The organism is Xanthomonas sp. D-109, from assembly GCF_017746095.1.
Taxonomy (GTDB): domain Bacteria; phylum Pseudomonadota; class Gammaproteobacteria; order Xanthomonadales; family Xanthomonadaceae; genus Xanthomonas_A; species Xanthomonas_A sacchari.
This window is the reverse complement of the sequence record NZ_JAGHWV010000009.1, coordinates 199,641-212,738: the sequence shown is the minus strand read 5'-3', so window position 1 is coordinate 212,738 and position 13,098 is coordinate 199,641. Positions and strand designations below refer to the sequence as shown.

Below are 13,098 nucleotides of genomic sequence, written 5' to 3'. Positions count from 1 at the left end.
GGAGCTTCCGTCATGCAATGCCTGAACAACCTGCTGCTCAACACCGACAGCTACAAGGCCAGCCACTGGCTGCAGTACCCGCCCGGCACCGACGCCACGTTCTTCTATGTGGAATCGCGCGGCGGCGTCTACGACCGCACCGTGTTCTTCGGCCTGCAGTCGATCCTCAAGGAGGCGCTGGGCCGCCCCGTCACCCATGCCGACATCGACGAGGCGCGCGACCTGTTCGCCGCGCACGGCGAGCCGTTCAACGAGGCCGGTTGGCGCGACATCGTCGACCGCCTCGGCGGCCAGTTGCCGATCCGCATCCGCGCCGTGCCCGAGGGCAGCGTGGTGCCGACCCACAACGCGCTGATGACCATCGAGTCCACCGACGCGCAGGCCTACTGGGTGCCGTCGTACCTGGAGACGCTGCTGCTGCGCATCTGGTACCCGGTGACCGTGGCCACGGTGAGCTGGCACGCCAAGCAGACCCTGCGCCAGTTCCTGGAGCGCACCAGCGACGATCCGGACGGGCAGCTGCCGTTCAAGCTGCACGACTTCGGCGCGCGCGGCGTGTCCAGCCTGGAATCGGCGGCGATCGGCGGTGCGGCGCATCTGGTCAACTTCCTCGGCACCGACACCGTGTCCGGGCTGTTGCTGGCGCGCGCGCACTACCACGAGCCGATGGCCGGCTATTCGATCCCCGCCGCCGAGCACAGCACCATCACCAGTTGGGGCCGCGAGCGCGAGGTCGATGCGTACCGCAACATGCTCAAGCAGTTCGGCAAGCCCGGCGGCGTGGTCGCGGTGGTGTCGGACAGCTACGACATCTTCCACGCGATCCGCGAGCACTGGGGCACCACGCTGCGCGAGGAGGTGATCGCCTCCGGCGCCACCGTGGTGATCCGCCCGGACTCCGGCGATCCGGTGGCAGTGGTGCACCAGTGCCTGGAACTGCTCGACGAGGCGTTCGGCCACAGCGTCAACGGCAAGGGCTACAAGGTGCTCAACCACGTGCGGGTGATCCAGGGCGACGGGGTCAACCCGACCAGCATCCGCGCGATCCTGGAGCGCATCACCAGCGCCGGCTACGCCACCGACAACCTGGCCTTCGGCATGGGCGGCGCCTTGCTGCAGCGGCTCGACCGCGACACCCAGAAGTTCGCGTTGAAGTGCTCGGCCGCGCGCGTCGACGGCCGCTGGATCGATGTCTACAAGGATCCGGTCACCGACAAGGGCAAGCTCAGCAAGCGCGGGCGCATGCGTCTGCTGCGGCACCGCGAGTACGGCAGCTACCGCACCGAGCCGGTGGCGCCAGACGCGGTGTCGGCCGAAGCGGTCGCCGGCCCGGCCGGCTACGACGATGCGATGGTCACCGTGTGGGAGAACGGCCGCCTGCTGCACGACTGGACCTTCGCCGAGGTGCGCGAGCGCGCGAACGCCGCGCGCCTGTAGGAGGCGCTCATGCATGCGTCCCTGCCGAGTCCGCCGCCATTGAGCGGCGGCTCGCCGCTGTTCGCCGCGCTGCGCGCCAGCACCCCGCACCTGGAATGGCGGGTGCCGGCCGCGGCGGATGCCTCGCGCTGGCGCCAGCAGCGCATCGGCGCGCGCGACTACCGCGTGGCGCAGCCGGTGACCTTCACCCCCTACGCATCGGTGCGGCCATGTTCGGCGCGCTGCCGTTTCTGCTCGGAAACCCTGCGGCCGCAGGCCGGCGGCACCGCCGCGGCCAGCCTGCGGCCGCCGCTGGACTACTTCGCGCAGTTGCGCCAGGCGCTGGCGCAACTGCGCGGGCTGCCGCTGTCGCATTCGCTGTCGGGATTGGAAATGACCGACGACGAAGACTGGTTCGTGGAACTGCTGCAGACCCTGGGCGTGGCCGAGCGCGAGGGACTGCTGGTCGAGCAGCGGGTGCTGTACAGCAATGGCGCCGGCTTCGCCCGCGGCCGCGGCGACGCGCTGCTGCAGGCATTGCAGCGCTTCGGCCTGTCGTGGATCGAACTGTCGCGGCACCATCCGCAGCAGTCGCACAACGATCCGATCATGCGTTTCCGCGACGGCGAAGCGATTGCCGACGCGGGCGTCTTCGTCGCCACCGCGCAGCGCATCGCCGAAGCGCTGCCATTGCGCATGGTGTGCATCCTGCAGCACGGCGGCATCGCCGATGCCGACGGCGTCGCCGCCTATCTGGACTGGGCGCGCGCCTGCGGGGCGCGCACCGTGATCTTCCGCGAGTTCTCCCGGCTCGGCGATGGCTACCGCGATGGCGGCACCGCGCGCTATCTGACGCAGGCGCGGGTCGCGGTGGAGCAGGTACTCGGCGCCTGCATGGCTGCGCCGTGGTGGCGCACGCTGCAGCCGCTGCAGATCACCGAGGGCTACTACTTCTGGAACCTGCGCCTGGCCACCGCCGACGGCATGGAGGTGGTGTTCGAGACCTCCGACTACGGCGCGATGCACGCGCGCCACGACAGCGGCGACATCTACAAGCTGGTGTTCTTCGCCGATGGACGGCTGTGCGCCGGCTGGCAGCCGGACCGCGATCTGCTGTGGCGGGCGCCGCATGGATAGCCGCAGCTGGTGGACGCCGTCGCCGGATCCGCCGGAACATCGGCTGCCGGAGGACCTGCGCCAGCGCGACCCGCTGGGCGCGCGCGACTGCGGCTGGGTCGGGCAGATGCGCCCGTTCGTGCGCCATTTCAGCGCGCCCGGCGCGCGTGTGCTGGATCCGTTCTGCGGCTTCGGCAGTACGCTGCTCGCGGCCGAACTGGAAGGCCGCCACGGCATCGGCCTGGAGATCGACGCGGCACGTGCGCGGCTGGCGCGCGAACGGCTGCAGCGGCTGCGCCTGCACGCCGAGGTGCTGGACGGCGGCTTGCCGCACTGCGCGCCATCCGCGCCGGTGGACCTGTGCCTGACCAATGTCCCGTACTTCGGCTGCGCCTGGCCGGCTGAGGCAGGGGCCGGTCAGCTCTACGCCAGCGCCGACTATGCAGGCTACCTGCACGGCCTGCGTGCGGTGTTCCATGGGGTGCGCCGCCACCTGCGCGAGGACGGCTTCTGCATCGCGATGGTGGAGAACGTCCAGCTCGGCGAGACCACGGTGCCGCAGGCCTGGGACCTGGCGCGGATCCTGGGCAGCCTGTTCGTGCCCTGTCCCGAGCGGGTGCTGTGCTACCCGCGCGAGACGGCGCAGCCGCTGGCGCCAGGCGACACCCGCAACGATCGCAGCCACGAGTACGCGCTGATCTTCCAGCACCGGCGCCAGCGCATCGACCTGGCAGGCACGGCGCAACTGCTGGCGGCCCTGCGCGCAGACGGTTTCGCCTTCGCGTTGTACGGCAGCTATCCGCGCTGGCTGGCCGATCCGGCGGCGGCGCCGCGTCTGCCCGGCGACGTCGACCTGCTGCTGCCGCGCGACCTGGACGGCCTGCTGCGGCTGCTCGACTGGCTGCGCGCGCGTGGCTTCCTGCTGAGCCTGTGGGGCGAGCCGCTGGTGGCACCGCCGACCCTGCAACTGCTCGACGCCCATCATTACCTGCGCGCCGAACGCCGCGCCGGCGACGGCGGCCTGCTGCGCGTGGACCTGGCGCTGGAACCCGCCGCCGCCTGACCCGGCGGCGGCCGGGCCGCGCATCTCGCTAACCGCGGGATGAGCGGCCGCGGCGGCGTCAAGGCCGCGCCGACGCGCTTGCGGCTATCCTTTGCCGCGGTTCCCTCTCTCCGGTCAACGGCCTATGTCCGCTCCCTCCAAGGTTCTCGCCATTCCCGCGCTCGCGCTGATCGCGATCGGCCTGAGCGGCTGCTTCGCGCGCAAGCAGGACGGCCTGGTGAAAGAGACCTTCAACTCCGACAACACCTATTCGCGCAACTATCCGGTGCAGCCGGCGCAGGCCTGCGAATCGGCGCGCCGCGCCCTGCTGAGCCAGGGCTACGTGGTGTCCAAGGCCACCGCCGATGCGGTGGAAGGTACCAAGAACTTCCAGCCCAGCGATGAGTTGCACGAGCAGCTGGAACTGCGCGTGTCCTGCGTGGCGCACGGGCAGGACGAATCCTGGGTGTTCGTCAGTGCCTTGCAGGACCGCTACGCGCTGAAGAAGAGCCCGACCTCGGCCAGCGTCGGTGTCGGCGTACTCGGCTCGGTGTCGCTGCCGATCGGCAGCAGCGACGACTCGATGGTGCGGGTCGCCAGCAGCACCGTGCAGGACGGCGACTTCTACAAGCGCTTCTTCCAGTTGATGAGCGAGTACCTGCCCAAGAGCAAGCCAGCACCGGCGCCGCCCGCGCATCCGCCGGCGCCTGCGGCGATGGCTGCACCGGCACCAGCACCGGCAGCACCCGCAGCGGCCGCGTCGCCCGAGCCGTCACCGACGCCCGCCGCGGTGCCCACGCCGCCGCCGGCACCCGCATCGACCACGGCAGCGCAGCCGCCGGCCACGACGGCACCGGCAAGCAACGAACCCGGTGGCGCCGACTGATTCAGGCGCTGCTGCAGAAGCTGAATGCGGCCGATTTCGCTTCACGAACCATTCGCGAAGTCGGTGAGAAGGTGGCGCCCGTCGAGAGCGCGGTGCTTGTGCATCGGCTCCGCCACCCAGGAGCAATCAGCATGAACACTCTCAAATCCGCCTTGTGTCTTTCCGTGCTCGCCATCGCCACGGCCGCCGCGCCGCTCGCCGAGGCGCAGCGCCATTACGGTCCCGAGGACAATGGCCGCCGCTTCAGCGACGGCACCCGCGTGCACTGCAAGAAGGTCGCGGTGCGCAAGAACAGCACCGACCCGGACCGCATCGGCGGCACCCTGGCGGGCGCGGCGATCGGCGGCCTGCTCGGCAACCAGATCGGCAAGGGCGATGGCCGCAAGCTGGCCACGGTCGGCGGCGCGGTCGCCGGTGGCGCTACCGGCCGTTACATCCAGGGCCAGCGTCAGCAGGCCAACGGCAACCGCGTGGTCGAGACCGTCTGCAAGCGCTACTGAGTCGCGGCTGCGTCGTGTCGTTCGGCGTCTGCCGCCGACCTGACGACCTGACGACGTGATACAGCACGCCCCGGCGGAGGCCTCCGCCGGGGCGTTTTCTTTTTGGGTGCTGCTTGCGACGTCGCGCGATGCGGCGTCGCGGCAGCTCAATCGGCGAGCAGGTCGCGCAGCGCCGCGTCCAGCTGCGGATAGCGGAACACATAGCCCTCGCGCTGCGCGCGTGCGGGCAGCACGCGCTGGCTGCCCAGCAACAGTTCGGCCATCTCGCCGAAGCCCAGGCGCAGCGCCGCCGCCGGCATCGGCAGCAGCGCCGGACGATGCAGGGTCGCGGCGAGTTGCTGCGCGAACGCGGCATTGGTCACCGGTGCTGGCGCGGTGGCGTCGTAGGCGCCTTCGCCACCGTGCTGCAGCAGCCACAGCAGCAGCCCGACCTGATCGTCGCGGTGGATCCAGCTCATCCACTGGCGGCCATCGCCCATGCGTCCGCCCATGCCGAAGCGGAACGGCAGCAGCATCCGCGCCAGCGCGCCGCCGTCGCGGCCCAGCACCACGCCGGTGCGGACCAGGCTGGTGCGCACGCCCAGGTCCTGCGCGCGCAACGCTTCGGCTTCCCAGTCGCGGCACAGCTCGGCGGAAAAGTCGTCGCCGGGCGTGCTGGCTTCGTCCAGGACCTCGTCGCCGCGATCGCCGTAGTAGCCGATCGCCGAGCCGGAGATCAGGCAACCGGGGCGCCGCGCGGCGTCGAGTCCGCGCATCCAGTCGAGCAGGGCGCGGGTGGTGCCGATGCGCGAGGTGCGGAAGCGGCGCTTGCGGGTGGCGCTCCAGCGTCCTTCGCCCAGCGGTTCGCCGGCGAGGTTGACTACCGCATCGGCCGGTCCGGCACGCCGCAGGTCGTCCAGCGCCTGCACCGCCGGCAACAGCCGTGCCGCGCGCGCCGGGTCGCGGGTGAGCACGCTGACCGTGTGCCCGGCGTCGAGCAGGGCAGGGCACAACGCGCGGCCGATGAATCCGGTGCCTCCGGTAACGAGCACGTGCATGCAGGGGATCGCTTGCGCCAAGGGAGCCGCAGTGTAGGTGCGCCGGGCATGGCGGAAGAGTGAATGCCGGGCCGCCGGTGCGCTGGCTGTGGGTTTCGCGACGCCTGCACGGGCGCGGCGGCACGCTGCGCGGGCGCCGCCGCCGCGTGGCCAACGGAAGCTCCTGTTCGCGATGTCCGCTCCATGATCCGACCACCGAGGTTCGCTTGCATGCCGCGTCTGCGCCGCGGCGTCGGCGTGCTGCTGGCCGCGCTGCTGGCCAGTACCGCGGCGACGGCCGCGCCAGCGCCGGCCGACCAGGCCAGCGCCGCCTGCCTGACCACCCTGCTGGAGCGGCTCGGCTGGCGCATCGGCAGGACCGCCGACGCGCAGCCACGCATCGCCGCTGGCGCACCCTGCGAACGCGGTTCGCTGGCCGAGGCGCAGGCGCACGGCGATCTGCAGGCGGCCTTGCCCGCCGGCTGGAGCGACGCGCAGCGGCAGCAGGCGCTGCGCGCCTTGCTGGACGCGCCGGCGACGCAGTGCGGCTATTTCCTGCAACTGGGCGCGGCTACCACGCGTGCGGTCGCGCGGCTGCAGGACAACCCCGGCTATCGCTTCTCGGCGCTGCAACTGGGCTGGATCGGCTTCGGCCTGCGCGGCGCGCACGCGCATGGCTGGGAGCGCTTCCGCAGCTTCGGCCGCGGCTATCGGCCGGCAGGCGGCAATGCGCAGGCGATCGAGGCGTTCTACAGCGGCCACGTGCGCTCGGAATGCGGCGTCGGCCGGCAGATCGCGCAACTCGCGACGCAGCGCGAACTGTATGGCGATGCCGCGTTCGATCGTGCGTTCAGCGCCGACGAGCTGTCGATCGGCACCTTCCTGACCCTGCACGACACCGACAGCATCCTGCTCGGCGCGCACGCCGGCGAGTTCTTCGCCGACGGCAAGGCGGCCAGGACCGCGCAGCGCGGCCGTGCCGCCTTCCTCGGTGCGCCCGGCTACATCGTGCACGTGTTCGAGCGCCGTTACCTGGACGACATCAACAACCAGGCGGAAAACTTCGTGGTCGCCGCGGTCAGTGCCGAGGCCGCGGCGTCTCTGCGCGCGCATGGTGGCTTCGCGTACTACGACGGCCAGAACCGGCGCATCTGGGAACTGGCGCAGACGCTGCGCGGGCCGGGGCGCGAACGCTTCGAGCGCCTGCTGTACGCGCGCGACCCGGTGCTGCGCGCGCGCCTGGATCCGGCCCAGCAGGCGGTGCTCGCGCAACTCGACGCCTTGCTCGACGATCCGTTCTACCGGGGCTTTCAGGTCTACGTGCATCCCAAGGGCGTCAAGCCGATCGGCTATCACGTGGTGCGGCTGCTGGATCGCAATCCGCGCACCCCGTTCGCGATCGAGCTGACCCTGCACAACCTGCACACCACGCTGTACCGGCGCTGGCGCGACCTGCAACTGCACGACTGCGCACAGGCGTCGCGGTCGGCGCGTGCCGATGTGCCGGCGCCTTAGCTGCGCGTCACGTCGGCGCCGCCGCTTCGTGAGACCCTAACCCTCCTTTTTTTCGAACCGGGAACGACGCATGGAACTGGGACTTGTAGGCTTGGGCCGGATGGGCGCCAACATGGCCGAGCGGCTGGTGCGCGGCGGGCATCGCGTGGTCGGTTTCGACCTGGGCGAGGCCGCGCGCAGTGCGGCGCAGCAGCGCGGGGTGGAAGCGGTCGACAGCATGGCCGCGCTGATCGCGGCGCTGCCGGCGCCGCGCGCGGTATGGCTGATGGTGCCCGCCGGCAAGGTCGTCGACGACACCCTGGCGGCGCTGCTGCCGCTGCTGGGCAAGGGCGACGTGGTGATCGACGGCGGCAATTCCTACTACAAGGATTCGATGCGCCGCGCCGGCGAACTTGCCGCGCACGGCATCGCCTATGTCGACTGCGGCACCAGCGGCGGCGTGTGGGGGCTGCGCGAGGGCTACAGCCTGATGATCGGCGGCGACACCGCCGCGGTGCAGCGCCTGCACGACGTGTTCGCGACCCTGGCGCCGGCGGCCGATGCCGGCTGGGGACATGTCGGCCCCAGCGGCGCCGGCCACTTCACCAAGATGGTCCACAACGGCATCGAGTATGGAATGATGCAGGCCTATGCCGAAGGCTTCGCGCTGATGGGGCGCAAGCAGGAATTCGCACTGGACCTGCACCAGGTGGCCGAGGTCTGGCGCCAGGGCAGCGTGGTGCGTTCGTGGCTGCTGGACCTGTGCGCCGATGCGCTGGGCGACAATCCGACCCTGGCCGGCATCGCGCCGTTCGTCCAGGATTCCGGCGAAGGCCGCTGGACCGTGGCCGAGGCGATCGACCTGGACGTGCCGGCGCCGGTGATCACCCTCTCGCTGCTGGAGCGGCTGCGCTCGCGCGACGACGATTCGTTCGCCGACAAGCTGCTGGCGGCGATGCGCAACCAGTTCGGCGGCCATGCGATCAAGCACGAGGGCGGCGTCGCACCCGCGCCGGGCGGCACGCGTCCGGCCTGAGCCGCGACGCTCAGTCCAGCGCCACGCTGCAACCGGAGGCGGCGCTGTGCACGCCCGCCTCCAGCAGGCGCATCACCGCCAGCGCCTGCGCCGCATCCACCGGCGCAGGCCCGCGCCCGGCCAGCGCCTCGCGAAACGCCGCATAGCAGTCGCGGTAATCGCCGCGATGCGCGGGCAGCGTCTGCACGGCATGGGTGCCGTCGGCGCCGACCAGGCGCAACTGGCCGGGCAGGGGATCCTCGCCCCAGCCGGGCGCGCCCGGCGCGACCCCGGCGCGCAACTGCGCTTCCTGCGTGTCCAGTCCATGCTTGAGATAGCTGCCGGCGGTGCCGTGGAGCGCGAAGCGCAGGCCGTTCGCGGCGACCAGCGAACCGGCATGCAGCACCACCCGCAGCCGCGGGTAGCGCAGCACCGCGTGCACGTAATCGACCGTCTGCGCGCCGGGGCGCTGCAGCGCCAGGTCGGCCTGCAGCGCCTGCGGTGGACCGAACAGTTGCAGCGCCTGGTCGAGCAGGTGCGGCCCCAGGTCGAACCATAGCCCCGAGCCGGGGAGTGCGTGCTCGCGCCAGCGGTCGACCACCTGCGGACGATGGCGGTCGAAGTGGGAATGGAATTCGGCGATCTCGCCGAGCGTGCCGGCCTCCAGCAAGGCGCGGACGCCCAGGAAGTCGCCGTCCCAGCGCCGGTTCTGGAACACGCTGACGATGCGGCCGACGCGTTGCGCCTCGTCGAGCACCTGCTGCGCCTCGGCCAGGTCCAGGGTGAACGGCTTGTCCACCAGCACGTGCTTGCCCTGGGCCAGGGCGGCCAGCGCCAACGGCGCGTGGGTCTGGTTGGGCGTGGCGATCACCACCGCATCGATCCGCGGATCGGCGAAGGCCTGCGCCGCATCGGCGACCACGTGCGCGTGTGGCCAGGCCGCGTTCACCGCCTCGGCCTGGCGCGAGACCACGGTGTGCAGATGCAGGCCGGGCGTGTGTGCGATCAGCGGCGCATGGAAGGTGCGGCCCACGTAGCCGAAGCCGAGCAGGGCGAGATTGAAGACGGGCATGGGCGCGGGCGGAAGCGACGGGCACTCAGTATGGCCCGGCCCCTGTCCGTGGGTTGCGCATTCACGCTGCGGCGATTCCGTGGTCACGCTGCCTGTACGACGACGTGGTGGAGACTGCGCGCACATTCAGCGGAGGAAGACATCATGAAGACGATCAACGCACGCACCCTGCTCGGCGCCACCCTGGTGGCCGGTTTCGCGTTCGGCGCGGGCCAGGCGTTCGCCGCCGGTCAGGCCACCGGTGCCAAGGACCACGGCACCATGGGCCAGCAGGACGCCATGCAGCACGACACCACCGCCCACGACGCCAGCCGCCACGACTCCAAGGAGCCGGTCACCGACACCTGGATCACCACCAAGGTGAAGGCCGATCTGCTGGCCACCAAGAACGTGTCGGGCACCGAGATCAAGGTCGATACCGTCAATGGCACGGTCAAGCTCTCGGGCGCGGTCGCCACCAAGGCGGAGAAGGACAAGGCCGTGGCGGTCGCCAAGAAGATCGACGGGGTCAAGAAGGTCGATGCGACCGACCTGAAGGTCAGCGCCGCCGCCAAGAAGTAAGCATTGCGCTCCGCGGCCGCGGGTGGGGATGCGACGAGGCGCCCCACCCGCGACAGCCGGCTCGCGACGCACCCTGCGGGGTGCGTTTTTTTTGGAATCTCGAAATTTGAGACGTGCATCGCATTTCGCGTCGCTTTGACACCGGCTCAGACATCATGCCTTCATGTTCGTCAACGGATCACGCGCGATGTTGGAGACCCAAGCCCACCCAGCCGCGAGCCCTGCGGCGGCGGCGGCCGAAGCGCTCGGCGCCGCGCTGTCGAGCCGTGGCGCCCAGCCGTCGCTGTTGCTGCCGGCCGTGCGCAGGCTCGAGGCACAGTTGAGCATGTTGCTGACCACCTTTCATGACGACGCCGGCTTCTGGCCCGCGTTCTCCGTGCTGATGCAGGAGCTGGATCAGGGCCTGAGCCTGTCCGAGCGCCGGCGCCTGCACAGCCACGCCGATTTCCTGCTGGTGCGCGCCGGCATGCCGGCCTGGACCTTGGTCGGCGCCAATGCCGGTTCCGCCCCGCCCTCGGCGCGCCGGCCCTGAGCGCGGTGTGTGCGGGGGACTGGTGCGGGCGGCCACATGCCGCCCGCTTCGTCGTGCGCGTGCACTGGGTTAGAGTCATTGCCGATGCCGCGATCGGGGTGTCGCGCTTCCGCTGAATAATTCATCTGCTGCCGGGGAAGATGGGCGACAATGCGCGCCCGCGATGGCCGCAGCCGTTCCTTCTTTTCACGCATCCGCTATGCAGACCATCGCCAAACACGATGCTTGGGACCGCTGGCGCCTGCCGCTGCTGGCCTTGGCCGTCGTCCTGATCGTCATCCTGCCCTCGCTGCTGCTGCGGCAGATGAATGCCAGCACCCTGCGCGCGGCCGACTGGGTGGCGCACAGCCAGGAAGTGACCGCCACCCTGAACGGGATGGAGGCGGATCTGCGCGACATGGAGTCGGCGGCGATGGCGATGTCGCATGGCGTGCAGTCGCCGATCCTGACCGCCCGCATGGAGCAGTCGCGCAAGTCGCTGCAGCCGACCCTTGCGCACCTGGCCGAGCTGACCCGCGACAATCCGGACCAGCAGGTCCGCGTCGGTCGCCTGCAGAGCACGCTGGAACGGCGCGGCCTGATCGCCGAGCGGATCGCGCAGACCCGCGATCCGGAGCGGATCCGCGCCTTGATCCAGGACATGACCGCCGACAACCCGGTGCGCGGCCTGATCAACGAACTGCAGCGGCGCGAGGACGACCTGCTGGTCGAGCGCACCGCCGACGCCGATCAGCGGCGCATGCTGGCTTCCGCTGTCAGTTGGGCCTCGCTGGTGGTGCAACTGCTGCTGTTGGGCCTGGTGATCTGGCTGCTGCAACGGCAGATCGGCCGGCGCCTGGACGCCGAGCGCGACATGTTGCGCGCCAACGGCCGCGCCGCGGCGGTGCTGCAGACCGTGCGCGAGCCGATCGTGCTGCTCGACAACGGGCAGCGCATGCTGATGCACAACACCGCCTTCGCCGAGCTGTACGGCATGGACCTGGCCGATCCGCCGAGGATGCTGACCGAGGTCGGCGACGGCGTCTGGCAGGATCCGATCATCGCCCAGCGCCTGGCCGACGTGCTGCTGCGCGGTCGCGAATTATGGGATTTCGAGCACGAACAACTCGGCGCGGACGGCGTACCAAGAACCATGCTGCTGAATGCGCGGCGCATGCCGCTGCCGGACAGCGAGGATGAAGTGGTCTTGATGACGGTCAGCGACATCACCCTGCAGAAGAGCGCCCAACAGCGCATCCAGGAGCTGAACCGGCAACTGGAAGGCAAGGTCGAGCAGGTGTCGGAGGTCAACCGCGAACTGGAGGCGTTCAGCTACTCGGTCTCGCACGATCTGCGCGCGCCGCTGCGCCACGTGGCCGGCTTCGCCGACAAGCTGGTGCGCCACCTGGGCGATGGCGCCGACGAGAAGAGCCGGCACTACCTGGAGGTGATCGGCACCTCGGCGCGGCGCATGGCCTCGCTGATCGACGACCTGCTGGTGTACTCGCGCCTGGGCCGCAGTGCGCTGCGCCTGCAGGCGGTGGACATGCAGTCGCTGGTGGCGGAGACGCGTTCGGTGCTCGACGCCAACTACCAGTCCGACCATGGCGACAGCGGGCATCGCATCGAATGGAGCATCGCGCCGTTGCCGATCCTGGTCGCCGACGAAAACATGATGCGCCAGCTGTGGCTGAACCTGCTCGGCAATGCGGTCAAGTACAGCGCCAAGCGCGAGGTCGCGCAGATCGAGGTCGGCTACCAGGTGCAGCCGGACGGCAGCCATCACTTCAGCGTGCGCGATAATGGCGCAGGCTTCGACATGACCTACGCGGCCAAGCTGTTCGGCGTGTTCCAGCGCCTGCACAAGGCCAGCGAGTATTCCGGTACCGGCATCGGCCTGGCCAGCGTGCGCCGCGTGCTGGCCCGCCATGGCGGCCACATCTGGGCCGAGTCCGCCCCCGACCAGGGCGCCACCTTTCATTTCGTCTTGCCCCCGGCGCCCGAAGCGTCCTCTACCGAGTTCATTGCATGACCGCCATCCGCACCATCCTGCTTGCCGAAGACAGTCCCGCCGACGCCGAAATGGCGGTGGATGCGTTGCGCGACGCGCGTCTGGCCAATCCCATCGTGCACGTCGAGGACGGCGTGGAGGCGATGGACTACCTGCTGCGCCGCGGCGCCTATGCCGACCGCGAGGAAGGCCTGCCGGCGGTGCTGCTGCTGGACATCAAGATGCCGCGCATGGACGGCCTGGAAGTGCTCAAGCTGGTGCGCAGCCAGGAATCGCTCAAGCGCCTGCCGGTGGTGATCCTGTCGTCCTCGCGCGAGGAAAGCGACCTGGCCCGCAGCTGGGACCTGGGCGTGAACGCGTATGTGGTCAAGCCGGTGGACGTGGACCAGTTCTTCACCGCGGTGAAGACCCTGGGCACCTTCTGGGCGCTGATCAACCAGGCGCCGGACAAAGAGTAA

Annotated in this window: 13 protein-coding genes; 11 read left to right on the top strand and 2 right to left on the bottom strand. The window is 70.3% G+C overall.

The window, feature by feature from the left end:
- Positions 1 to 12 precede the first annotated feature (12 nt).
- The 5 genes from J7357_RS10525 to J7357_RS10505 all read left to right on the top strand — a co-directional run bounded on the left by J7357_RS10525 (position 13) and on the right by J7357_RS10505 (position 4,960).
- Positions 13 to 1,437 (top strand): nicotinate phosphoribosyltransferase, encoded by a 1,425-nt coding sequence (locus J7357_RS10525; RefSeq protein WP_152243648.1) that lies wholly within the window; start codon positions 13 to 15, stop codon positions 1,435 to 1,437.
- Between the two features lie 9 nt (positions 1,438 to 1,446).
- Positions 1,447 to 2,553, top strand: coding sequence for a hypothetical protein (locus J7357_RS10520; RefSeq protein ID WP_209246263.1), 1,107 nt, complete (start codon positions 1,447 to 1,449; stop codon positions 2,551 to 2,553).
- Entirely contained in the window at positions 2,546 to 3,595 is a 1,050-nt protein-coding gene (locus J7357_RS10515) for a DNA methyltransferase (RefSeq protein ID WP_209246261.1), read from the top strand. Before J7357_RS10520 ends, J7357_RS10515 begins: the two co-directional genes overlap by 8 nt.
- A 124-nt stretch (positions 3,596 to 3,719) precedes the next feature.
- Entirely contained in the window at positions 3,720 to 4,460 is a 741-nt protein-coding gene (locus J7357_RS10510) for a DUF2242 domain-containing protein (protein ID WP_209246259.1), read from the top strand.
- Between the two features lie 131 nt (positions 4,461 to 4,591).
- On the top strand, positions 4,592 to 4,960 hold the full coding sequence (locus tag J7357_RS10505) for a glycine zipper 2TM domain-containing protein (RefSeq protein ID WP_048492391.1): 369 nt from the start codon (positions 4,592 to 4,594) through the stop codon (positions 4,958 to 4,960).
- Between the two features lie 146 nt (positions 4,961 to 5,106).
- Here J7357_RS10505 and J7357_RS10500 read toward each other — a convergent pair whose 3' ends face one another.
- Entirely contained in the window at positions 5,107 to 5,997 is an 891-nt protein-coding gene (locus tag J7357_RS10500; protein WP_209246258.1) for a TIGR01777 family oxidoreductase, read from the bottom strand.
- 210 nt (positions 5,998 to 6,207) lie between these two features.
- Here J7357_RS10500 and J7357_RS10495 point away from each other — a divergent pair, with 210 nt between their 5' ends.
- Both J7357_RS10495 and gnd read left to right on the top strand, forming a co-directional pair.
- Positions 6,208 to 7,491, top strand: a complete 1,284-nt coding sequence (locus J7357_RS10495; RefSeq protein ID WP_209246256.1) for a hypothetical protein — start codon at positions 6,208 to 6,210, stop codon at positions 7,489 to 7,491.
- A gap of 70 nt (positions 7,492 to 7,561) precedes the next feature.
- Positions 7,562 to 8,506 (top strand): phosphogluconate dehydrogenase (NAD(+)-dependent, decarboxylating), encoded by a 945-nt coding sequence (gnd, locus tag J7357_RS10490; RefSeq protein WP_209246254.1) that lies wholly within the window; start codon positions 7,562 to 7,564, stop codon positions 8,504 to 8,506.
- Positions 8,507 to 8,516: 10 nt separating this feature from the next.
- On the opposite strand, the gene J7357_RS10485 is transcribed toward gnd, so the two are convergent.
- The gene (locus tag J7357_RS10485; RefSeq protein WP_209246252.1) at positions 8,517 to 9,557 is read right to left on the bottom strand and encodes an oxidoreductase; all 1,041 of its coding nucleotides are present in this window, start codon (positions 9,555 to 9,557) and stop codon (positions 8,517 to 8,519) included.
- Positions 9,558 to 9,698: 141 nt separating this feature from the next.
- On the opposite strand from J7357_RS10485, the gene J7357_RS10480 reads away from it, so the two are divergent.
- From J7357_RS10480 to J7357_RS10465, 4 genes are all read left to right on the top strand, one after another.
- A complete protein-coding gene (locus J7357_RS10480; protein ID WP_209246299.1) occupies positions 9,699 to 10,118 on the top strand; it encodes a BON domain-containing protein in 420 nt (139 codons plus the stop codon).
- Between the two features lie 163 nt (positions 10,119 to 10,281).
- On the top strand, positions 10,282 to 10,650 hold the full coding sequence (locus J7357_RS10475) for a hypothetical protein (RefSeq protein WP_209246250.1): 369 nt from the start codon (positions 10,282 to 10,284) through the stop codon (positions 10,648 to 10,650).
- A 199-nt stretch (positions 10,651 to 10,849) separates the two neighbouring features.
- Positions 10,850 to 12,661: an ATP-binding protein gene (locus J7357_RS10470; protein ID WP_209246248.1), complete on the top strand. Its 1,812-nt coding sequence runs from the start codon at positions 10,850 to 10,852 to the stop codon at positions 12,659 to 12,661.
- Positions 12,658 to 13,098 carry a response regulator gene (locus tag J7357_RS10465; RefSeq protein WP_209246246.1) on the top strand — a complete coding sequence of 147 codons (441 nt, stop codon included), beginning with the start codon at positions 12,658 to 12,660 and terminating at the stop codon, positions 13,096 to 13,098. The genes J7357_RS10470 and J7357_RS10465 overlap by 4 nt, the downstream gene beginning before the upstream one ends.